The sequence below is a fragment of the Levilactobacillus brevis genome, from assembly GCA_021383565.1.
Taxonomy (GTDB): domain Bacteria; phylum Bacillota; class Bacilli; order Lactobacillales; family Lactobacillaceae; genus Levilactobacillus; species Levilactobacillus brevis_B.
On the sequence record CP079699.1, the window covers coordinates 14,488 to 36,449 of the forward strand.

Genomic DNA, 21,962 nt, shown 5'->3' on the forward strand with positions numbered 1-21,962 from the left:
GTGAATGGTGGTGTCACAGCATGACTATATTCCGGTAGATGTTGATGATTTGCCGGAAATTTTTGAAATTGAATTAGCAGATATCACCTTCAACTTTGGAGTGTCCTACAATGCTGTTGGTGATTTTTTTACGGTCGATTTATACGACGAGGACCTCAACCCAATCATTTTGGGTGAAAAATTGGTGTTGAATCACCGACTATGGGCCTATGTCAATGATGACCGACTGCCAGCGGTTGACTTGGTACCAATGGATGAGTCCGGACAAGCCACAGCCGTCAATGCTGAGACTTTTGGACGGACAGTGTTCTTGATGATCGATGATATTGACCCAACAGATGATCTTAGTAGCGATGACTATGTTGGAATTGGCGAAGATGGGGGTGATGATGATGGCAGCTAAGTATCAAGTGGATCGGCGAGTCAAGTTGGTGCTGGATACAGGTAAGGAAAAAGTGACACTTGAAAATCTCAACCGGCTGAATCATTTACTAGAGATTCAGTTTAGTGTGCCATTTTCTAGCGAGCCCACACCAGATGTTGCGACAGTGACCATCATGAACTTGTCTAAGAAGACACGCGCTCTTTTTAAAAAAGGAGAGCACGTCACACTTTACGCAGGATATAAAGGTGATGTTGGAGTTCTGGCGGAGGGTAACATCAACAAAATTCCGCCTCTGCTATGGTCCGGTGTTGACTCGCAGTTCAGCTTTACCTTCATCCAGGGCGCCGACTACTCAAAAAAGAAAGATGTTTCAATCACCTTTAAGAGACAATCGGATGCTGAACAAGTTATCAAGACGATTGCCAAAAAGTCAGGTATTCCGTTGAAATCCATCAAGCTGCAAATTCCGAAGAAATTTAAAAAGGGCTATACAGCTGATGGGCAGCCGTTAGAACTGATTGAATCTATCGCTAAGAAGTGTGGGTCGGTACTGCGAATCGTGCGTGGAAAATACTGCGTGGTCTATGACACCAGTGCCAGTGATCTGCAGAAAATCGCGCGAACACGGCGCGCGGCAGTTCGGTCGGCTCATACCCACTACACCAATAAGGTGCGCCAGCAAGGGACGGCCGCCAAGTATCGGTCGTCGACGACGGCGACCATCTCAAAGGATCGTGCTCAGTACAAGAAGAATTTAACTGCCGCGCAGGGACGTTTGGATAAAGCCAAGACCAAGAGCGGTAAGGCCGCAGCCAAAAAGTCCGTAGCTCATTGGCAACAACGCATCAGTGAGGTTGGCGGATTGAAGTCCCACAAGAACGCGGTAGCTTCCTATGCCAAGCGGACCCAGGAAGTTAAAGATGCAAAGGACGATTGGGAAAATGCACAGAAGCTTTTGAATAAAGCGGAGAAGGCCTTACGGAAGGCTGGTGGGGCTAAGAAGAATAGTACGGCCACCAAGCCAGCCGAATTCTTGCTGTCGAACACAACTGGACTGACTGAGGAACCAAGCTACAGCGAAGATGACGATGGTGAATCATGGAGCTTTAGTTGCCTGCTGCAGCATCGCATTACGACAGACGCCGTAATCAAAGTTAAGAGCCGGAATTTGAATCGAACGATGGTCGTCGATAATGGGGAACACGCTTACGACGGTTCCTCATTTTTGACTACGGGGGTGCTTAAGTAATGGCAAACAAAAGACCAGAACTAAAATTTTTTCGTTTCTTCGCACGAAAGGTAAAGCGTGAGACACACGTCCACCTACTTTGCCGAGTGGTTTCGGTAGAATCGGATCATACCTGTACCGTACAACCACAAGACCTTGCGCCTGATGGCGATAAGCGAGGGATGATTCTGAGTGTACGAATTCCTAAGCATGCTCGAGACGATGTGAAAAAGGATGTCAGCGTAAGTGTGGGTTTTTTCGATCGCGACGTTTCAGAAGCCGATGTAGGCGATGCTGGAGATATCTCAAATGCGTCAGACCGTTTGCATAGCTTGAATGACGCATTTATTGAGGCGGTGTTTTAATGGCTGACTTACGGGATATGAAACAGAACGCGAGCGGTGACTTAGTGATTAACGATGGGCAAATGGAAACAGTTAGTGGTCAGGAAGAACTGGCTCAGTGCATTCGTACCATTATTAGCAATCAACTTGGTGATGCACCGCTGGCCCCAGAATTGGGGATGGATTATGAGAACCTACTAGGTGAGGACTTTAACGAGGCGTTTGCGCAAAGCGATTTTGAAGATGCCATCTTGGATCAGGAGCCACGGGTAGTGGCCATCACTGATACTGAATTTAGTTTGGACCATAAAACGCGGATTCTGTCAATAACATTGACGATGACTGTAGATATGAACCAAACCGAAAATGAGGATAATTACGAAGAAATTGAGCAGGAGGTGACACTAGATGGCGGATACTAGTACTGAGTATGGGGCGACCGAACATGGCTATATCGCAGAACCCGAAGATGCAATTTTAATTGATCTCTTTGAGCTGGCTGGTAGCCTGATGGGAGCCAACATTGATACCTCTGAGAAGTCAGTTCTAGGTAGCTTCATTCGTATCGTAGCTCACCGTATGGCAATTTACGAGCAGACCATCGGTAAGGTCTGGGATTCCTGGTTTTACGATACTGCCACGGGAGTTAACCTGGATAAGGTTGTCGCACTGCTGGGGCTGACACGAAACAAAGCCCAACCAGCTTATGTAACGCTTAGCTTCACCGGAAAACCAGATACCGTAATTGACCCGGACGAAATGTTTGAGACTGAGGACGGCCAAATTTTCATGCTCGAGGACACGTTAATCTTGGACGCTGATGGTAACGGGTCTGGAACCGCAGTATCGATGGACGAGTCCGCCGATGCTAACGTAGCAGCGGAAACTATTACTAAGCAGACAATGCCGGTCGAAGATATCACATCCGTGACAAACCCGATTGCGGCGACTGGTGGCATGGTGACTGAAGATGATGAGACCTTTCGTAAACGCGTAGAAATTTTTGAGAAATCATTGTCTGGAGCCACTCAAGACGGGATTAAATCGTCTGTAGCAAACGTAGCTGGTGTGGACCAAGTAGAGGTCAACGTCAACGACACCAATGAAACTGATGCTAATGATGATCCGCCTAAGTCTATTCACGTCTATGCCACAGGGGGAATCGATGGGGACGTCGCACAAGCAATCAGTGACGTGATAGCGGGAGGTACCCAAACAGTGGGTTCTACAGTATGCCGAATTCTTGACCGAGGCGGACACCCGCAGGAAATTCACTTTGACCGACCAACCGGGGTCCCACTCTTCATGTCGATTACTTTAGATATAGACAGCACGCTGTTTGAATCTGATGGTGTTGACCAAATCAAAGACAACATTAAAACGTACCTTAACTCCTTAACGATGGGAGATAAGGTGCGTTTTACGTATCTGTATACTTTGGTCTATAGCGTTACGGGGGTTACGGATGCCGACATCAAGATTGGCCGTTCAAAGGAAACTTTGACATCCGCTGATATTCAGCTTGCGACCTTTGAAGCAGTAGCCTACGAAGATGGAGATATCGAGGTGGTTACGAATGCAGATTGATCCAACCCTACAGAACTTGCCACCATCTTTTGACCGCTCTACCGAATCAAATAACTGGAAGCTGATGCAACTGGCTGAGCAACCCATGAGTAAAGGCGAGGACCAACTAAACTTCATGCTTAAAATGCGGGCGTTGGATACTTCCAAAAAGGAGTTTCTTGATCGAATCGGGAAACTTATTGGCGTTTACCGTGGACAGGCCGATGATGACTTTTATCGACGCATGATCTACGCACGGCTCGCGCGGCGACATACCGATGGGACCATTAATCAAATTTATGATGTCGTCTCGGCAATCCTCTCTGCGGACCCACACGAATTCCGGGTACGCCCTCTTTGGAACGTAACTGGTGAACCGATGGCAATTGAGGTCTTGAATGTCCCAGCAATCTACATTGATTCTCAGGAGAAGGAGGCCTTACTTCTGGAGCAAATTAGGTCATCAGTCGCGGCCCCCACGCGGGTAGCTGGAATCGGATTCCAGAAGACGGTTAAGTCCACGCTTTACTACGCAATGCAATTTCAGACGACACAGGTTATCGAATCGACGATGAGTGTGCCGCAATTAAAGGAGGGATAAAATGGCGGACAGTTCGAGAACCATTATGACCGACGCGGGATTTGCGTTAGAAACGCGGGTCCGCGCTGATGAAACAAAGATGCAATTTACACGGGCCGCTATTAGTACGGACGACCACTTTAGCGATACGGACGACGCTTTAGCAAAGCTAACGGAATTATCTAATATTCAACAAGACGGGAAGGTTACGGCAGTCCAAGTAATTAACACGACCACGGTTTACGTACAAGTTGATGTGAATCAGGCCGAGTCAAAGGCTGACTATCAGATGCGGTCCGCGGCCTTATATGCCAAGGATGACGATGGCACAGAAGTCCTGTATGGAGTCACCGTGCTACAGGATCCTGTCTTTGTCCACAAAGATGCTGATGGTTCCTATCTGGGTTTTGGAATTAATACCACTGTGGGTAAGGCTTCTAACGTCGTTGTAGTGGTTGATCCTACTAATATGGTGACTCAGCAAGTATTTGAGGGTACCATGAAAAACTACTACACGAAGGCGGAAGTCGACGCCAAATTTGTCACCGACGACGACTTTGCCAGCAAGCTGCCCAAGAACATCGCGACGACCGATGCGGCCAACACCTTCGACAAGTCGCAGACGCTCGCAGGGGGCGCCACGGACGGTGCTGGCAATAGCTACGTCACCGATGACCAGGCCGTCCTTAAAACTGATATGCGTAAACCTGCCAGTGATGTAGCCGGAATTGAGGAAGTTAACGCCAAACAAGATAAAATTGGTTACACACCTGCTGATGATTCCAAAGTTGCCCACCTATCGGGTGCTAACAACTTTGATACCGTTCCAACAGTTGACAATAATCCGTTATTACTAGCAAGCAGTTTACCATCTGACCTAGCACGAACTGGCCAAGATGCCAATTTTACGGGAAAACTACAAAGAAATGGGAAAGATGTGGCAACTACAGATGATCTGACAATTGTGTATGCGGGTGTGCCGAGTTTATCATTCGATAATAACGGTAACTACACGATTACGGCTTCCAAGAATGCTGATATTGCACATATCACGGATTATGCCCTGTACTATCGAGTTAAAGGCAACGGAGACTTTGCCAAGATAGCTCTAACACCGGATAAACTGACCGGCACCGTTGACTTATCAAAAGTAACCATGGCTACCAACTTTGAGTCGTACGCCACGGCGACTAATGTGTTTGGCGAAAGTGACCCCAGTTCAACGGTTCAATGGAACTATGACCCGGAAAAGGCTAGTTCAACGCCACCAAGTTTGGCAATCGCTGATGATGGCACCTATACGATTACTGCGCCAACGACCACGCCAACACCGATTGTCAAATACTTCTTGTACTACAACGTGGACGGCCAAAGCGATGCTACCAAGCTCGATGTGGGCACCGAGCTGACCGGTAGCCTGAAAGAGCTAATTACCAAGCCGAATAAGACGACGACCTACGATGTGCAGGCAACGGCCATGAATGCCAACGCCGAGAGTGGTGTTTCAAATTCCGTTCAGTTCACCTATGTACCAATTGATGACAGTATTTATGGGGCTTCGTGGGATCGTAAGAGTAGTCCAACGCTGACCCGGACGGACGCGGCAGTTGGCCTCAAAGCCGGTATCAATGGTGCTCAAAACGATTTTGATAATGTTGGCCCATGGAAGGGTATGCATCGTGTGACCGACAGTATGAACAATGTGTTTGTCCGCGTACCTAAATTCTACATTCGTAAAACGCAAACGGGTTCCCCGAATAATGGGACAGCTACTTGGCAAGTTTCTCTAGTATCACACAGTGATGATTGGTATCTGCCCAAAGGCTTTTGGGATTTTACTAATTCTAAAGAGCTAGATTACATCGACATCGGCGCTTATGATGCCACTGGCTCAAGTAGTAAGCTGACTTCCGTTGCTGGTAAAGCACCGCTAGTTAACTTATCTATTGCTAATTTTCGAAAAGCCGCTCAAGCTAATGGCACCGGTTATCAGATTTGGGATATCCACGCCAATGATATGTTGCAAGTGCTGTTTATCATCGAGTTCGCTACCCTGAATTCGCAAAGCATTATGGAAGGTGTCGATAACGGGTCAAGTGCTGCCAACTCTGGAGCCGCTGACAGTCATAAAGGATCATCTGGAACGGCTGGAAGCGGTTCAAGCGCTATGTCTTATCGAGGCATTGAGAATCTCTATGGCAATGTTTGGAAATTCTGTGATGGCGTTAACTTCAAAGATAATCAACCGTGGGTTTGTGAAGATGCCACAAATTACCAAAGCAATTTATTTGCTTCCCCATATGTACGCACCAGCTACACAGCAACATCAGATAATGTCAACAAATATATCAAGGCTCTGGGATTTGACAGTGTTCACCCTTACGCACAATTTACTACTGATGATAGCGGTTCGAAGTCAACCTACTATGCTGATTACGATTGGCCGGGATCAGGCAACACAATCCTTGAAACTGGTGGCGGCTGGAGCGCTGGCGCTTACGTTGGTCTGTTCTACTCGTCCCGGTACGATTCGTCTACTTACGCGGACGCTTACGCTGGTTGCCGCCTCCTTAAAAAGGCTTTGCCGTAGAGGTCTGGGGGAGTCTTCCCCCAGCAATTCATTCTTAGGGATTTTGGGTGCGGTGGCAACTGGAGCAATGGCGCTAACGATGGTCTGTTCAACTCGAACCGGGACAATTCGTCTACTAACGCGAACGCTAACGATGGTTGCCGCCTCCATATTAATCGAATTAATGATGAGTAAATGTAAAAATGCACCTAATCTTCCGTGGCTCTTGCCAAAAATTCATCGATACAAAGCAGGAGGTAGTAGCAATGTCGAAACTTCTTGAGATTAATAAGCATTTAAAATTTAAAAACGAACGTCATAGATGAGAAGGTGAAATGTGAAAAGATACGGACACTTGTTTGAAAAGGTGGTTGATCCTGAAAATATTAAGTTGGCAATCTTACAGGCATCAAAGGGTAAAAGAAATCATCGGAACGTTAAACGAGTTCTAAATGATATTGATGTCTATGTAATGCGAATTCAGACTATGCTATTGAGCTATGAATATCAGCCAAGCCATGTTGCCGAAAAAAGTATCATGGAGCGTGGAAAGCACCGGATTATTACCTCTTCACCGTTCTTCCCTGACCAGATTATTCACTGGGCGTTAATGCTGGTTCTACAACCGGTTTTTCTGAAAAGTATGTATGAATATAACATGGCAACCATTCCCAGTCGGGGAACTGGTCAAGGGCGTAGAGTGCTTGTTAAGTGGTTAAAGAGTGACCCCAAGCACACTAAGTATTGTTTAAAAATGGATGTACACCATTTTTACCCATCAATTGATCATGGGATTTTAAAACAAAAGCTGAAGCATCGCTTCAAAGATGAGCGAGTTTTAAAACTTCTCTTTGACATTATTGACTGTTATTCAAGCGGATTGCCATTAGGGCTTTATACTTCCCAATGGTTAGCAAATTTCTATTTAGAATCCCTTGACCACAAAATTAAAAATGACTGGGGTGCCACGTATTATATGCGCTATATGGACGATTTGGTGATTCTGGGTCCGAATAAGCGTAAACTTCATAAATTGGAACTTAAGATCACTGGTTTTCTGGCAAATGAGAAATTGCAGACTAAAGGTAATTGGCAAGTTTTTCATATCCGCGATCGCCCCATTGACTTTTTGGGATTTCGCTTTTATCGAAGCCACTTAACCTTACGATCAAGCATTGCCCTTAGAATTCGGAGGCGGCTGAAACGCATTAAACAGCACACGTTTATCACCACCGCTGATGCTAGGGTGGTCATCAGCTATTGGGGGTGGCTAAAACACTCTAATAGTTTTAACTTTTATCAAAAATACGTTAAACCAAACTGTTCAATTAAAACAGCAAAGAAGGTAATAAAAAATGCTAATAAGCGCAGAAGTTCCTAATCCAATTCCGGCCGGTTATGCCGTCTATCAACTGGATGCTGTCCAGTATGGTGCTGATTCATTCGCTGGTTGGAAGATGGTCAAGCAGAAAACCGTGCCGGCGGTTGATGATAAAGGGCAACCGATTAAAGGGCCGGACGGCAAGCCACAAATGTTGTGTGTGGATGATCCAGACGCCGAAGTAACTTATGACCCGCACACCCAGGTGCTTAAACAGGTTGACCAGCAGGGTGAGCAAATTGAGTCATTGCAAACTGAAAATAAAAGCCTTAAGTCAGCCAATGAGTTAACGCAGCAAGGGCTGATGGAAGCCGTCGATTACTTGTCTTCAAAACTAACACCGGCTAGTACCACGACCGACACCGGCTCAGCTGCAACAAGTACAGCAGCCCCAGCTAGTTCGGCAGCGAGTGAATCCTAGGAGGTGATGGCAATGGAATATTCTGCATTGGCACAGATTTACGCGCAAGCAATTATTGATGGCACACGGACTATTGAAGCCGTACCAGTCCCGTTTCGGTCTGATACCCAAGCCGTTTTGACGCAGTTACAATCAAACAAATAAGGAGATAATAAACTATGTTAAACTTTAAATTTTCAGCTTTAGCCGCTATCTATGCCGCCAACGTTTTGGACGGTGGTCGTACTATTGAAGAAGTCCCAGCTTACTTGCAGGATGATGTGAAGAAAGTCCTAGGCTCCGCAAAAAACTCTACCAGCACCGATTCATCCTCTACGCCTGTGGCTTAGAATTGATGATTGGTGCTTTTTTGATGGGATTTTTTGTGGGAAAGGGGTGAAGTGATTGCATCGTATTAAAGATGGCCCGGTTCAACGGGTCTTTTCGCATTGGAATCATTTTTGTTTTGGCTTATTTTCAATGATAGGTGGTTTGTATATTTGGTTTCATCAAGGTTATTTAGATGATCCACGGGTGACACCGCCGCCACTGCCGCCACCAGCCGAACATGCAATCTTTGCCTTTGCTGACGACTGGTGGTTTTCATTGTGGTTAATTATCTGTGGTCTCACTATTCTGGTTGGCGTCTTTCACAACCGGCGGTTGTTACGTGATGGTGGCCTAGTCGCCCTATCACCGGCAATGGGGGCCTTATCAGTGGCTTTTATTGTTCGGGGCTTGTTTGATGTGCGGTTTAACCTAACGTGGGTATTCGCCTTACTCATGCTGTTCTTGCTAGTCGGTACGTTGATTAGGGGGGACACACATGGATATTAAGTCCTGGACAGTTGCTTTAGGTGCGCTGGGAACGTTTGTAACCACTATCTGGGCTGTTATTCATGGCTACCATTCTGACACACGGCAAGCTGACCAGGATCGCAAGGGCATGGAGAAGTACATTATGGAGCAAGTCAAAGCTGATAATGAGTCGCTTCGTAAGGAACGTGAGAGTGATCAAGCGCAATTTGCGAAAGATTTGAACGAATTGAAGGCTAAGAAAGATGCCATGGAACAAGAACTTAACCAGCAGATTGCTTTGAAGGTTAGTGAGAATGAAGCTTTACGAAAACGTAATGCCGCTTTAGAACGTGAAAATCAAGCGTACCGGGAACGGTATGGTGAACTTTAGGAGGAAAACGCATGTCTGAATTTACGAAGATTATTAAATTACTAAATGACACCGGTATCTTAGGTGTCTTAATTTTTGCCCTGGTTGGCTGGTTTACCCGGATCAACCCGGCATTGAAGACCAAGATTGCAGCGAACAAGTCCGCTACTCAGCGCGAAGTGTTGGGGGTGTTAGACACATTGGCGTTCAGTGCTGTCAACAAGGCGGCCACTAATTATGAAATGCCTGGGGAAGAAAAACGTGAGCAGGCGATTGCTGATGTAACAGGCCAAATGAAAGTATTTGGTCATGACAGTCTGGCACCGGCAATTATTTCAGCAGCCATCGAAAAAGCATATCAGTCGATGACAACGACGGAGACGAAAGCTCAAACAAAACAGGCTGAATACAATGCGGCTCTGGCGGATACAGAGCAAGCGTTCGCTGATAAGCAAGCACAACTGGACAAGCAGTCTGCAACAGTGCCCGCTGACCCAGCACCCTTAGATGTGCCAGAGAACACGGACACTACGGAGGGAGATGCAAAGTAATGCCAAGTTATGATACTGTTGATACGTCTAATAACAACGGAATCATGACCGTTGCCAATTGGCGTTCAATGAAAAAGTATGGCGTCAAAGCCATGATAGCTAAGCTATCCGAGGGCACGTACTTCACTGACCAAACGGCCAAGCCAAGCATTCGTAACGCGGTATCTGCTGGCTTACACGTCAACGGCTATCACTTTTCCCGATTTACGACAGTGGCTGGTGCTAAGGCTGAAGCCCAGATGGCAGCCCGAAGTGCGCTTAAGGCAGGATTGGGTAAGAACAGTGTGATCGTACTTGATTTTGAAGCCACTAACTCTGGTTGGAATCAGAACTCTAAAATTGTTAAGGCCTGGATCAACGAAGTTCATCGCATGGGCTATCCTAAGACAGACGTCTATACGATGGGCAGTTGGATTAATTCAGTGCCATTGAACAACTCGGGCCGTGGCGGTTGGGTGGCTAACTATCCTTATAACCCGTCCGGGTTTAAGCTTTATACCGGATATAATGGCTGGCAATGGACGTCAAGCATGCACTTCCCAGGTTGCTATGGGACGTTTGACGTGTCGCAGATGTACTCTAATTACTACTATGGCACCACAACTAAGACGATCAAGCCTAAGAAGGCCATCTATTATCGGTATAACCCCAAGATGATCTATGCCCGGACACCGATTAATCGTTACAAGGACGTTGCCTTCAAGCACAAAGTGGACAACTTCCCAGCCGGAACTGTGTTTGCGATTGCTAAAGTGGTGACCTACGGCAAAATTACCCGGTTCCAATTGGCAAATGGCTATTACATCACGTCTAACCAAACCAATGTTAATCGCTTATATTATTCCGTTGATGGCGGTGTTAAACGAGTGAAGTCTGTTCGCGGTACTCATCGGTACAAGGACAAAGCCCTTAAGCATGTTGTGGACTGGCAACCAGCCGGCACCGAATTTGATGTCGCTAAGATCGTCAAGTATGGAGATACAACTCGGATTCAGTTGGCTAACGGATACTATATCAGTGGAAACAAGAAGATTAACAAATTTGTCAAATAAGCGTATAGTACAAGACATACCTGTACGTTACTGATTTAAAAAGGGCGCTCACTCTTAACGGGGTGGGCGTTTTCTACATATGACAGTATAGCGTTTTTCTGTTTCCTTAAGAACTATGTAGTGAGATGTTTGTAATGACTTATGTGATATATCAAAACTAACTAAAGTTAACGAAAAATAATTAAAAGTTACTTTTATAGTTGACATTTTATTCACTATTAGTGATAATTACCATAGTGATAAAAATGAACGGATAGGATTCATCATTATCTGCTACCATTTTATCACCTCCTACTGATCGCTTGCAAAAAGCGATGAAGTGGTTACGAGCGCGCCACGTTCCCCCGCGGGTGGGTTATCCTAGCGTTAGCTGCATGGAGCCGAATCCATGATTGCGCTCTTTTTTTGTTTATGAAACGGATGTGATTGTGCTTGGCAAACGAACGCGAGTTGAAGGTCATATTTGATAGTTTTAATCGCCTATTCAACGGAAGAACACTATCACTTTCAACTTCGTACGTTCCGCTAGGAGATTTTTACATTCGGTTTGATACGCTTCAGCTGAGCCACCTTTTGGGCCTTCATAAGATTTATAAAGATTCTGCTACAAATATTTGTCAAAGAGTAAGCAAAGGGGAGATTACTCTTGCAAAGCTAAAACGTAACAAAAATTATGGCTATATCAAGGAACGGATTGGAAATATCGATTTTTTAAGGGAAGGTTTTATCGATTCTCCATTTGAATCGTGTATTTTTGTTAGTAAAATAGATAACGAAAATACAATGCATTTAGATCTGGTGTTTAAACGTGAACGAAATTCGCGAAGAATAGTTTTAGGTCTAAGACGTACAAATACGGGGAAAGATATGCCAGCCATTGTATTTACTCCAGTCACATTTTTTGTTACTAAGGCTAAGTATTTTGATTATGCACACTCCAAGGTAATCAAAATTACTGATGCTACTTGGATAAACTAGAAACCGCTCATCTCTTAGGAGGTGGGTGGCTTTTTTTGTGTTGTCATTTTTTTAATAAAAAGGCAAACTATTAACATCACGTGTGTGGTGTTTACAGTTTGCCATAAAGGGTGTATTTCTGAATCCATCATCTAGGAACACTAATTTTTCAGTGGTTTTGAAAATCCATCTCTAACCCATCTAATAAGTAATATGGATGGAAAAATCCAGGCACCAGAGGAATTAACACTTATAAAAAAATCACCAACAAAACAGTTATGAAAACTATTAGGTTAGTGACCGCCGTTGGAGTTGTTCTATTAGATTCAGAAAGTGAAGGGTTCCTCTTTTTTAAAGGAATTTCTAATTTGATATAGTAAGTGAAATATAAAATAGCTAGGGTAATAGCATAGCATGCCAGTAAGGTGGCAGACGAAATATAAGAAGCCGTGCCAAAAAATATTGCGAATGGTATTAATACCGAAGAATTTATTAGCGCATATTTGTAATCAAATTTCATTGTAATCCCCCCTGAGCTAAGTATAGCATTTGAGGATAGCTCCGAAAAACTAAAAATAAGATCAGTACCACAATGGGATTGATCTTATTTTAGATACTGTTTGTCTTCACGAGCACCCACTATTTTCTGGATAGGACGCAAGTCTGATGGCCACTTCTCACCGACAAAACCAGTATAAGTGATAGTCAGTTGGGTGTGCGCTCGAATCTGCTTGATTAGTGACTCCAAGTAGACAAGGTCATCTGTCTCCACGGTGTGCAGGGGGATTGATCGAGAGCGCTTCTTAGGATGGGCTACATTCATTAAAAAAATTGAACGTGTTGGAATAGTGATTGAAAACCACATTAATCTGATAACGCGTGTTTGGAAGTCGCTTAAAACTAGCATCGATTCTTTCATTAATGAGTGCTGCTTCTTTATCCGAATTCATAGGATCACCTCATATTTGATTATACGAACAAGTGTTCTATAAGACAATCGATTTTTCTAAATAAAAGCAAAAAAATATTTTTTATTGCGCGTTTTTTGCGCAACATCGCTATTAACATTGATATTACAGCATCACTAAATCCAATAAGCGGCTTAATCATAATCAAATCGGATTAACAGGGAGTCATCTAATGATGGGAGTCGGCGCGAGATGTGCCGGCTCCTTTCGTCGTCGGACAGTTGCTTAGCTCTGTTCATACCCTCCGCAAGGTGATTGTGGGCTGTTCTGGAGCGTGCTTCGTGCTGCTGACAGAGCCGTACATGCCTAAACATACGGTGAAGAGCGGAAGGGGAAGACCAATAGAGACCCGGTAAATTTTCTCAAGGTTGAGTGAAAGTTAGTTCAAAGTTTTAGGTATATCTAGCGACCTAATGTCAGTCGAGATCAAGGGTGGTTCGCTAGAAAAAAATTGGAAATCACAGTGGAAATTTCTGCTGAGGTAGTAGCGTGGTGTTTATATTGGAAATTTCGGGGCATCATGGCTGAACACAGTTATTATTACACGGTTTACAGGATTAGATGCTAATTTAATTTATAAAAATGTTGAATTTTAAAATGATGATTATAAGTAGTGAAATACAAAAAAATACAAAGGACAAGCTATCCTTGATATAACGGCATTTATAAGAAAATAGATTCAAACCTAACAGAAATACATACGCTTTATGAAACGACCTTCAAGTTTTTATTTTCTTTTGACGGTTAACTTGATAGTATATTGATTACCGGTAAGAGAACAAGATTATTTATGGGGAAAATTTGGAGGAGAATGAAGATGACACGACAAGTTAAAACGAGTCTTTGGCTCACGGCAGCAGTGGCTTTGGTGGGGACGGGGATCTTCGCCGAACAAACTACAACGGTTCACGCGAAAGTGCCACAAACGGAACAGACGACACGGAAAAAGGACGCCAACCTGGAGTGGTTCAAGAATCCTGAGCTTCGGACGATCGTCTTTAACTCACTGAACAAATACAATCGGGGGAATTGGAAGACAGAAGGGTCTATTAGCAAGAATGATATGAAAAAGTTAAAGGTCCTGATTTTGGATAAGGACACGGTTGGGAGAACTGGTATTCAGCAGGGGAAGGGGATGGACTTCAGTGCGTTAGCTTTTGCAACAAATCTGGAAGAAGTCAGACTCGACGGTTCCGTCACCAACTTTGATCATCCGGGAACAGGTACCAATCAGGGGTCTAAACCACGTCGAAATCCACGAGGTGCGCTGAAGAGCCTGGCAATGTTTAGAAGTTTCCATAAGCTTAAGACCTTAGCGCTTCCCAACAACAGTATTGAAGATATTAGCCCGTTGGCTGGCTTATCTAGCCTGGAATACTTAGACGTTTCTAATAACCACATTGAGGATTTCTCGGCGCTTCAAACGTCAGAATTTACGACCTTTAAAGGTGATGGTCAGGTGATTACCCGATCGCCATCCTTAGATGGAACGTCACTCAAATCAAGCATTCCCAACAAGACGGTTTGGATTGACGGTAAGACACACCAAATGAAACCGCTTCAGCGATACGCCGAACTGTCGCATACTGAGGAGAAACGATCACCGGATACGAATGATTTGCAGGGTGTACAAGACTTCTTCAAGGTTCGCTTCAGTGGTGGTGAAGCGATTGAAAATGATCAGAAGGGGTTAGATTATCCAAAATTAAAAACACAAGAAGCGATTCAAGCCAGCGACAACTTTACCGAAGGCACGCTCCTTGCTGCTGGAACAGCGAATAAATATGCGATGATGGGTGAAATTCGCGATCCCGAGAGTAATAAAGTCATCTGGACATTCGTTTATTCTTACCGGTTTAAAAATGAACCGGCACCGATTACGGTCTCGTACGTGGATACCAACGGAAAGAAATTGAAACCGGATGAGGTTCTGTATGGCGGTTTAGGTGAGAAATACGATGCCGAGCCAGGTAACTTTGAGGGTTATGAATATCAGGAAACTCAAGGAGAAAAATCGGGCGTCTTTACTAACGAAGAACGCGAAATCGTCCATGTGTTTGCGGCCATCGATGACGATGATGACGATGACACAGACGAGGGCGATGGCGATACCAACGGCAGTGACGGCTCCGATGGTGATAGCGATGGCGACACTGACGACAACGGTTCTGACGGTAGTAGCGATGGCGACACGAACGGCAACGGTTCCGACGGTAGTGGCGATGGCGACACGAATGGGAATGGTTCCGACGGTAGTGGCGATGGCGACACGAACGGCGACGGTTCCGACGGTAGTAGCGATGGCGACACGAACGGGAATGGCTCCGACGGTAGTGGCGATGGCGACACGAACGGCAACGGTTCCGATGGTAGTGGCGACGGCAACACCGGTGGCAACGACTCTGATGGCAGTGGCGATGGCGACACGAACGGCAACGGTTCCGACGGTAGTAGCGATGGCGACACGAACGGCAACGGTTCCGACGGTAGCGGCGATGGCAACACTGGCGGTAATGGCTCCGACGGTAGTGGCGACGGCGACACCGGCGGTAATGGTTCCGATGGTAGTAGCGATGGCGATATGAACGGGAATGGTTCCGATGGTAGTGGCGACGGCGACTTAGACGGCAACGGTTCTGACGGTAGTGGCGACGGCGACACCGACGGGAATGGTTCCGATGGTAGTAGCGACGGCGATACGAACGGGAATGGTTCCGATGGTAGTGGCGACGGCGATACGAACGGGAATGGTTCCGATGGTAGCGGCGACGGCAACACGAACGGCAACGGTTCTGACGGTAGCGGCGACGGCAACACCGGCGGTAATGGTTCCGACGGTAGCGGCGATGGCAACACTGGCGGAAATGGTTCTGACGGTAGCGGCGATGGCAACACTGGCGGTAATGGTTCCGACGGTAGCGGCGATGGCAACACCGGCGGTAATGGTTCCGATGGTAGTGGCGATGGCGACACGAACGGTAACGGTTCCGACGGTAGTAGCGATGGCGACACGAACGGTAATGGTTCCGACGGTAGTGGCGATGGCGACACGAACGGTAATGGTTCCGACGGTAGTGGCGATGGCAACACTGACGGAAATGGTTCCGACGGTAGCGGCGATGGCAACACTGGCGGAAATGGTTCTGACGGTAGCGGCAACGGTTCTGACGGTAGCGGCGACGGCGACTTAGACGGCAACGGTTCTGACGGTAGCGGTGACGGCAACACCGGCGGTAACGACTCCGATGGCAGTGGCGATGGCGACACGAACGGCAACGGTTCCGACGGTAGCGGTGACGGCAACACCGGCGGTAACGACTCCGATGGCAGTGGCGATGGTAATACTGGCGGCAACGGTTCTGACGGTAGTGGCGACGGCAACACCGGTGGCAACGGTTCCGACGGTAGCGGCGACGGCAACACCGGTGGCAACGACTCTGATGGCAGCGGCGATGGCGACACGAACGGCAACGGTTCCGACGGTAGCGGCGACGGCAACACTGGTGGCAACGACTCTGATGGCAGTGGCGATGGCGACACGAACGGCAACGGTTCTGACGGTGAAGGCGACGGCAACACCGGTGGCAACGGTTCCGACGGTAGCGGCGACGGCAACACCGGTGGCAACGACTCCGATGGCAGTGGCGATGGCGACACGAACGGCAACGGTTCTGACGGTAGTGGCGACGGCAACACCGGTGGTAACGGTTCTGATAACGAAAACGACACGGGATCGGATAGCAATGCCGGCGGAAGTGGCAACGGTAATAACACCGGCAACGGTGGTGGAGCTGGCAACGGTAACGACAATAACACCGGCACTGGCAACGGTGGTAGTAACGGCAACAACACTGGAAGTGGTAACGGTAGTGGCACGACCACTGGCAACGGGACCGACACCGGGAATGGTTCTGGCTCAACAGGGGGCAACACCACTGGCAGCGGCAGCGACCAAGGGAGCACGGGTGGTCAAACGTCTGGCTCTGGCGATAGCGCCACGGGCGGTTCCACTGGCAGTGACCTGACTAGCGGTAGCGCTGACGATGAAGTTTCGGACAGTGCGGACGATGATGATTCCGGCTACAGCTACGGTTCCGGATCAGGGTCCGGTTCCGGTGGTGTTGGCTACACGGGTGATGGCGACTCCGGCAGTGGTTCCGGCGTCACCAGTCTCGGCCACACGAGTGGCTTTGGCGGCGGTTCTGGGTCCACGGGTTCCGGTAGCTTACCACAAACCGGCGAAAAGGACTCCAAGGCCGCTTGGCTAGGCGCGCTTTTGGGAAGCCTGCTGCTGGGCACTTGGCGGATCAAACGGAAGCGGCGTCGGTAAGCGCAGACGTTTTCCTGCAGAATAGACAGTAAACATGGGTTATGCCCCGTTCTTAACAGCTTTAGTCTAGCCCAACGAGACAGTTGTTAAGGCTGGTACGTATCACGAACAACCGGATTGCCGACCGTTTCTGAATATCATTATAGAAAAAGATAGCTTTTTCTAATGATACCTGATACGCTAGTCAGTGTTGGACGGTAGGCCATGAGTTTCCGGCCAAAGAGTGGGGAATGCTGACGCGGGTAACGCCGACGTCGCAAAAGACCGGCGGGGGAGACCGTGATCATGAAAGGCCTGAGGTTTTTCAAAAAATATCGCGGTTAGCCGGTATAGAGAATGAGCGGATTGTTGGCTGGGGGGCCAACAATCCTGGATGTGAGAAGGGGCACCTGACCGATAATGGTTAGGTGCCCCTTTTTAAGGTGGATTAGTTTAAAATTTATGAAAAGTCTTTTTGCCGCTGAAGATGTTGCCAGGCGCGGTCAAGTTCCGCTGTGTAGGGGTCAAAGCCGATCTGCTGCAGGTGGGCATGGGCGGCTGGACGGTCAAAATAGGCCACGCGTTGCAGTTCCGCCCGCTGAACCGTAAAGGCCTGCGCGGGTTGAGACGTGCGAAAGGCAAACCACGCGCTCACCCAGTGAGAATGCGGGGTCAACAGGTAGTTGTCGGCCGCCACTACCGGGACATCCCAGCCAATTTCCTCGTTGATTTCACGGTGCATGGCTGTTTCGATCGTTTCGCCGGCCTGTACCGAACCGCCGACCGATGAATCCCAATAGTTGGGAAAATAGAGCTTGTCGGGTGACCGCTGCTGGAGCAGTACCTGTCCGGCGTCGTTGAAGATGAAGGCGTTGACCACGAGATGGTATTCGCCCGGTGCCAGCGTTTCCTCCCGCCGGCGTGTCCCGATGCACTGGAGTTGTCGGTTATAGATTTGCCATTTCTCTTGTAAACGATCCGCAGCCATGGTGATTCCCCCTCGGTAATCTTATCCCCAGCGTACCACGTTTGCGGTCAATAAATAACCGGATAATTCAATTGAAGTGGAGCGCTTTTAGGCCTCGTCGTAGCGGGTAATCTCAAATTGATTGTTCTCGTATTTCGCCATGTAAACGTCACGGATGTTGTGGACGCCGTGCTGGGCAAGTTGTTCGAGCAGCCAGTCTTCATCGTGATTCATGAGCTCGAGGACGTCTTGGTCAATCTGTCCATCCACGATAATCGGGTACCGAATAGAGCCGTCGCCTTGTCGCAGGACGGTTAGGCTTCCGTTCTGTTCGACGATAGCCCGCTTGACCTCTGCAATCTGGTAGACGCCGGCCGTGCGAAGCTTGAAGTCGATTTACTTGGCGGAGAGGTTGGCTTTGAGGCAATTGTGGACGAGGAGCTTGCCGTCACGAATGATCGTAATGGGGCCGCCGTCGATAAATTTACCAATCACGCGGACGTGAATCTTAAGATAACGGGTCACCAGAATCAGCAGCGACCAGATGAGCAGGACTAAGACGAACTGGAGCAGGGTGACCGAGGAATTGTAGATGACCCCACCGACGATGCCCCCTAAGACGTAGTTCTGGACCTGATCGATCGCCGAGGTGGGAGCGAGGTTGCCCTTCCCGGAAAAGTTAATCAGGATCGTCATAAATAGAAAGCCAACGACTAATTTAATAAAAACATCTGAATAAACAAACATAGCCTACTCCTTTACCAACTTGATCTGCGGATGTTCTAACGTTAATTTTTCCAACACGAAGCTTGCGCCGTCCGAGCTATACACGAGGCGGTAGTAACCCTTGGGCGACTTCACCAACAAGTCGCTACCGGTCGTGGTGGCGTTGACGCTGAGCTTAGCCGGCTTGACCTTAAGTTGCTGAGCCACCTGCTGGACGGTCGACGTAATCTGTCCAGTTTGTTTGGTGGCGGACTGTAGCGAGACCAAGCTGTTGATTTGCAACCCCAACACCAGCAATAATACCGTAGCGGTGATGATACTGAGATCTTTGTATTTCACGTTCCACTGATGCCGTAAGTAATAAACGAATAGTCCGATTGAAATGACCAACAGGGCAATGAGCAGGCCAATCCGCACGTATTGCCAAGTGCTATGCTGCGTGGTCAGGTAGCCGTAAGTATAGAAAGTCATGGTGTTCCCCCTCTAAATGGTTGCTAGGGGTTATTTTAGCACAAATCAATTCGAACGATGGCGGTGATAATCTTGGGCGCGCCGTCCCCAGAGGCGTAGCAACGTGTGCAGGGTGAGGCTGAAACGGGAAGGGGGAAGCTGCTCTAGTGTGTGTGCGAGGTGGTCGGCAACTGTGGAATCGCCGAAGTAGCTTTCCCACAACCACGCGGAGAGTGTTTGCTCAAGGTTACCGTCGCTGGTGAAATGAACCGTGTATCCGGCGGTAAATTGGGATTTAAACGCCTTAGCCGCGGTATACCGCTTTTGAGTCAACAGAAGTTGCATGGCGACCAAGTCGAAGGAAGCGCGGGTGTCCATGACGTGAAAGGGATCGGCGACGGCCGAGACGTAACGGTCGCAGGCCAAATGGTATTTACGAATCGTGGCGGCTAAATCAGTCTGCTGATGTTCCGCCAACACCAAAATTAACGAGCCAAAGGTCAATTCCTGCAGCGTCCAAGTCTTCGTGAGTGAAAGCTGCTGCCAGAGGGTCGTCATTGCTGGGGTCATGACGATTTTACGTTGGTCAAAGGCGGCGATGAGGAGGGTCGCCATGACGCCGATGCGCCGTTCTGCCGGATTTTCACTGCGCGCGTACCGGTCAGCGAGTCGGCCAATCAGTGGGAAGTTTTGCTGATCATAAGCGAGCATGACCTGACTACGCGCCAATTCACTGGCGGTGGCTTGGTAGTGATTTTGAATAAATCGAAATTCGTCTGCACTGACGCCGAGTCGATCGAGAATCTCAAAGAGTTTTTCCGCCGCAATGTCGTGGTGTCCGCTCTCCAGACGACTGGCGAACGAGCGGGAAATGAGGTTGCCGTAGACATCCTTTTGGGTAAATCCCTTGGCCAGGCGAATAGACTTGAGTGTCGTTCCAATTGCTTGCATGGCGATTCCTCCTAGTTTAGACGTGGCAAATTTGCCACATATTATACGCCAGATTCGGAGGTGTGACGAGTACAATGGGGCAAAGAAAGGAAGTGGCATCACCTATGACCACACAAATTAGTAATCGGCAGTCCGTGGTTCAAATTGTCAAGGCCGCCAGTAGCGACATTATCGGCACGTTGGGCGGGGACACCTTCAGCTTTGCCGTGGGCCTAATGCTCCTGCATCGTACCCACTCGGCGATTAGCTTTGGGCTGGGTTCCATTATCTATCCAGTGGTGGGGCTTCTTCTGGTGATGCCGGTGGGCAATCTAGTTGATCGTCACCGTCACAAACCGCTGATTCTTGCCAGTAAATTGACCGTCATTGTCGCTCTGATACTCTACAGTTGGCTGGTCGCGCGGGTCAATGCGCCGATGTTGCTGGCAATTCTCTTACTCATCGTGATTGCCAGCTGTGATAAGGTCACTAACACCACCTTTACCGCTGCCGTGCATGAGCTGGTCAACGATAATCACGTGAAGACACTGGCGACGATTGAGCAGGCCGCCACTGCTGGGATTCAACTGGTCGCACCGGTTCTGGCCGCTCTGTTGTACACCTGGATTGGCTTTGAAGGAATTGTTCGCGTCGTCATTGTGACGGAGGTGCTGACCTGGCTGATTGCCCTCAGCATGCGGTTTCATCCGCTCATGGCTTCCAGTGAAGTGGAGGCGGTCAAGGGGCAGTGGGCACAATTTCAAGTGGGCTTGCGCTACATCCGCGAGCATTTCACGCTATTGTCGATCGTGTTGATGGGAATCTTCTTGAACTTTCTGTTGGCATCGGTTGATGTGGGCCTGCCGTACGCGATTGTTCAGGAGCGTCATCTTGGGAGCACACGGTTGAGCTGGGTACTCAGCGCCTTTTCCGGTGGTGTTCTGCTCGGCAATCTAGTCTTATCGGTACTGCCAAAGTTTAAAAATGTCCATCTCACCATCCTGCGACTCTCCTTGGTTATCGGTAGCCTGATTGCCGTCATTGGCTTAATCTTCATGGCGCCGCTGCCGTCTGTGACGTTGGTCGTGGGACTGATAGGATTGGCGCTGATTATTGGTCTGGTGCTGGCCTTCGTCAATACACCGATGTCGGTGTACATGCAGATGACGGTGCCCACTAGGCTGTTAGGCCGCGTGGGATCGACGTTTGCCACCTTAATGCAGTTGGCCTTGCCCCTGGGGACTGTGGTTTACGGCGTTCTCTTCCAGCAGTTGACAGCTGGACCGGTCTACCTCGTCACTGGCCTCATGATTGTAGGCTATATTACGCTGAATCTACGCGCAGCTCAGCGGCATTACCGCGGGCAACCGAATGCGTAATATCGCCGGAAAACAAGCAAATTAAGCGATGAAATGGGCGTTCCGTGCTAAA

At 48.1% G+C, this 21,962-nt stretch carries 18 protein-coding genes and 4 pseudogenes; 17 read left to right on the forward strand and 5 right to left on the reverse strand.

Annotated elements, in window-relative coordinates; translation table 11 throughout:
- The first annotated feature begins 4 nt into the window (after positions 1-4).
- From KB236_00090 to KB236_00160, 15 genes and pseudogenes are all read left to right on the forward strand, one after another.
- On the forward strand, positions 5-403 hold the full coding sequence (locus KB236_00090; GenBank protein UIF29213.1) for a hypothetical protein: 399 nt from the start codon (positions 5-7) through the stop codon (positions 401-403).
- The gene (locus tag KB236_00095; GenBank protein UIF29214.1) at positions 339-1,634 is read left to right on the forward strand and encodes a hypothetical protein; all 1,296 of its coding nucleotides are present in this window, start codon (positions 339-341) and stop codon (positions 1,632-1,634) included. The genes KB236_00090 and KB236_00095 overlap by 65 nt, the downstream gene beginning before the upstream one ends.
- Positions 1,634-1,978, forward strand: a complete 345-nt coding sequence (locus KB236_00100; GenBank protein UIF29215.1) for a hypothetical protein — start codon at positions 1,634-1,636, stop codon at positions 1,976-1,978. Before KB236_00095 ends, KB236_00100 begins: the two co-directional genes overlap by 1 nt.
- Positions 1,978-2,379, forward strand: coding sequence for a hypothetical protein (locus KB236_00105; GenBank protein UIF29216.1), 402 nt, complete (start codon positions 1,978-1,980; stop codon positions 2,377-2,379). Before KB236_00100 ends, KB236_00105 begins: the two co-directional genes overlap by 1 nt.
- Positions 2,366-3,544, forward strand: coding sequence for a baseplate J/gp47 family protein (locus KB236_00110; protein UIF29217.1), 1,179 nt, complete (start codon positions 2,366-2,368; stop codon positions 3,542-3,544). The genes KB236_00105 and KB236_00110 overlap by 14 nt, the downstream gene beginning before the upstream one ends.
- Positions 3,534-4,124: a hypothetical protein gene (locus KB236_00115; GenBank protein UIF29218.1), complete on the forward strand. Its 591-nt coding sequence runs from the start codon at positions 3,534-3,536 to the stop codon at positions 4,122-4,124. The genes KB236_00110 and KB236_00115 overlap by 11 nt, the downstream gene beginning before the upstream one ends.
- Positions 4,125-4,794: 670 nt before the next feature.
- Positions 4,795-5,064: pseudogene (locus KB236_00120) on the forward strand (hypothetical protein).
- Positions 5,065-7,009: 1,945 nt separating this feature from the next.
- On the forward strand, positions 7,010-8,053 hold the full coding sequence (locus KB236_00125; protein UIF29219.1) for an RNA-directed DNA polymerase: 1,044 nt from the start codon (positions 7,010-7,012) through the stop codon (positions 8,051-8,053).
- Positions 8,054-8,264: 211 nt separating this feature from the next.
- Positions 8,265-8,474 (forward strand): annotated as a pseudogene (locus tag KB236_00130) (hypothetical protein).
- Between the two features lie 158 nt (positions 8,475-8,632).
- The gene (locus tag KB236_00135) at positions 8,633-8,803 is read left to right on the forward strand and encodes a hypothetical protein (GenBank protein UIF29220.1); all 171 of its coding nucleotides are present in this window, start codon (positions 8,633-8,635) and stop codon (positions 8,801-8,803) included.
- A 133-nt stretch (positions 8,804-8,936) separates the two neighbouring features.
- The gene (locus tag KB236_00140) at positions 8,937-9,290 is read left to right on the forward strand and encodes a hypothetical protein (protein UIF30245.1); all 354 of its coding nucleotides are present in this window, start codon (positions 8,937-8,939) and stop codon (positions 9,288-9,290) included.
- Entirely contained in the window at positions 9,280-9,642 is a 363-nt protein-coding gene (locus KB236_00145) for a hypothetical protein (protein UIF29221.1), read from the forward strand. The genes KB236_00140 and KB236_00145 overlap by 11 nt, the downstream gene beginning before the upstream one ends.
- Before the next feature lie 11 nt (positions 9,643-9,653).
- The gene (locus tag KB236_00150; GenBank protein UIF29222.1) at positions 9,654-10,172 is read left to right on the forward strand and encodes a hypothetical protein; all 519 of its coding nucleotides are present in this window, start codon (positions 9,654-9,656) and stop codon (positions 10,170-10,172) included.
- Positions 10,172-11,224 carry a Lyzozyme M1 (1,4-beta-N-acetylmuramidase) gene (locus KB236_00155; protein ID UIF29223.1) on the forward strand — a complete coding sequence of 351 codons (1,053 nt, stop codon included), beginning with the start codon at positions 10,172-10,174 and terminating at the stop codon, positions 11,222-11,224. Before KB236_00150 ends, KB236_00155 begins: the two co-directional genes overlap by 1 nt.
- Positions 11,225-11,656: 432 nt before the next feature.
- Complete coding sequence (locus KB236_00160; GenBank protein UIF29224.1) at positions 11,657-12,202, forward strand: hypothetical protein; 546 nt, start codon at positions 11,657-11,659, stop codon at positions 12,200-12,202.
- 140 nt (positions 12,203-12,342) lie between these two features.
- Here the strand turns inward: KB236_00160 and KB236_00165 are convergent.
- Positions 12,343-12,701, reverse strand: a pseudogene (locus tag KB236_00165) (hypothetical protein).
- A gap of 1,265 nt (positions 12,702-13,966) precedes the next feature.
- Between KB236_00165 and KB236_00170 the strand changes: the two are divergent.
- On the forward strand, positions 13,967-17,479 hold the full coding sequence (locus KB236_00170) for a MucBP domain-containing protein (GenBank protein ID UIF29225.1): 3,513 nt from the start codon (positions 13,967-13,969) through the stop codon (positions 17,477-17,479).
- 439 nt (positions 17,480-17,918) lie between these two features.
- Here KB236_00170 and KB236_00175 read toward each other — a convergent pair whose 3' ends face one another.
- From KB236_00175 to KB236_00190, 4 genes and pseudogenes are all read right to left on the reverse strand, one after another.
- Entirely contained in the window at positions 17,919-18,446 is a 528-nt protein-coding gene (locus tag KB236_00175; protein UIF29226.1) for an NUDIX domain-containing protein, read from the reverse strand.
- A gap of 87 nt (positions 18,447-18,533) precedes the next feature.
- A pseudogene (locus KB236_00180) lies at positions 18,534-19,172 on the reverse strand (DUF421 domain-containing protein).
- A 3-nt stretch (positions 19,173-19,175) separates the two neighbouring features.
- A complete protein-coding gene (locus KB236_00185; protein UIF29227.1) occupies positions 19,176-19,622 on the reverse strand; it encodes a DUF3290 domain-containing protein in 447 nt (148 codons plus the stop codon).
- 45 nt (positions 19,623-19,667) lie between these two features.
- Positions 19,668-20,552, reverse strand: a complete 885-nt coding sequence (locus tag KB236_00190) for a helix-turn-helix domain-containing protein (protein ID UIF29228.1) — start codon at positions 20,550-20,552, stop codon at positions 19,668-19,670.
- 104 nt (positions 20,553-20,656) lie between these two features.
- Between KB236_00190 and KB236_00195 the strand changes: the two genes are divergently transcribed.
- Entirely contained in the window at positions 20,657-21,910 is a 1,254-nt protein-coding gene (locus KB236_00195) for an MFS transporter (protein ID UIF29229.1), read from the forward strand.
- The last annotated feature ends 52 nt before the right edge of the window (positions 21,911-21,962 follow it).

What these genes read in the sequence shown, in the direction of transcription:
- KB236_00115 (UIF29218.1), top strand. Translation starts at nt 3,534, where the DNA reads ATGCAGATTGATCCAACCCTACAGAACTTGCCACCATCTTTTGACCGC.
- KB236_00135 (UIF29220.1), top strand. Translation starts at nt 8,633, where the DNA reads ATGTTAAACTTTAAATTTTCAGCTTTAGCCGCTATCTATGCCGCCAAC.
- KB236_00170 (UIF29225.1), top strand. Translation starts at nt 13,967, where the DNA reads ATGACACGACAAGTTAAAACGAGTCTTTGGCTCACGGCAGCAGTGGCT.
- KB236_00195 (UIF29229.1), top strand. Translation starts at nt 20,657, where the DNA reads ATGACCACACAAATTAGTAATCGGCAGTCCGTGGTTCAAATTGTCAAG.
- KB236_00185 (UIF29227.1), bottom strand. Translation starts at nt 19,622, where the DNA reads ATGACTTTCTATACTTACGGCTACCTGACCACGCAGCATAGCACTTGG.
- KB236_00110 (UIF29217.1), top strand. Translation starts at nt 2,366, where the DNA reads ATGGCGGATACTAGTACTGAGTATGGGGCGACCGAACATGGCTATATC.
- KB236_00100 (UIF29215.1), top strand. Translation starts at nt 1,634, where the DNA reads ATGGCAAACAAAAGACCAGAACTAAAATTTTTTCGTTTCTTCGCACGA.
- KB236_00105 (UIF29216.1), top strand. Translation starts at nt 1,978, where the DNA reads ATGGCTGACTTACGGGATATGAAACAGAACGCGAGCGGTGACTTAGTG.
- KB236_00150 (UIF29222.1), top strand. Translation starts at nt 9,654, where the DNA reads ATGTCTGAATTTACGAAGATTATTAAATTACTAAATGACACCGGTATC.
- KB236_00145 (UIF29221.1), top strand. Translation starts at nt 9,280, where the DNA reads ATGGATATTAAGTCCTGGACAGTTGCTTTAGGTGCGCTGGGAACGTTT.
- KB236_00155 (UIF29223.1), top strand. Translation starts at nt 10,172, where the DNA reads ATGCCAAGTTATGATACTGTTGATACGTCTAATAACAACGGAATCATG.
- KB236_00095 (UIF29214.1), top strand. Translation starts at nt 339, where the DNA reads ATGATCTTAGTAGCGATGACTATGTTGGAATTGGCGAAGATGGGGGTG.
- KB236_00090 (UIF29213.1), top strand. Translation starts at nt 5, where the DNA reads ATGGTGGTGTCACAGCATGACTATATTCCGGTAGATGTTGATGATTTG.
- KB236_00190 (UIF29228.1), bottom strand. Translation starts at nt 20,552, where the DNA reads ATGCAAGCAATTGGAACGACACTCAAGTCTATTCGCCTGGCCAAGGGA.
- KB236_00175 (UIF29226.1), bottom strand. Translation starts at nt 18,446, where the DNA reads ATGGCTGCGGATCGTTTACAAGAGAAATGGCAAATCTATAACCGACAA.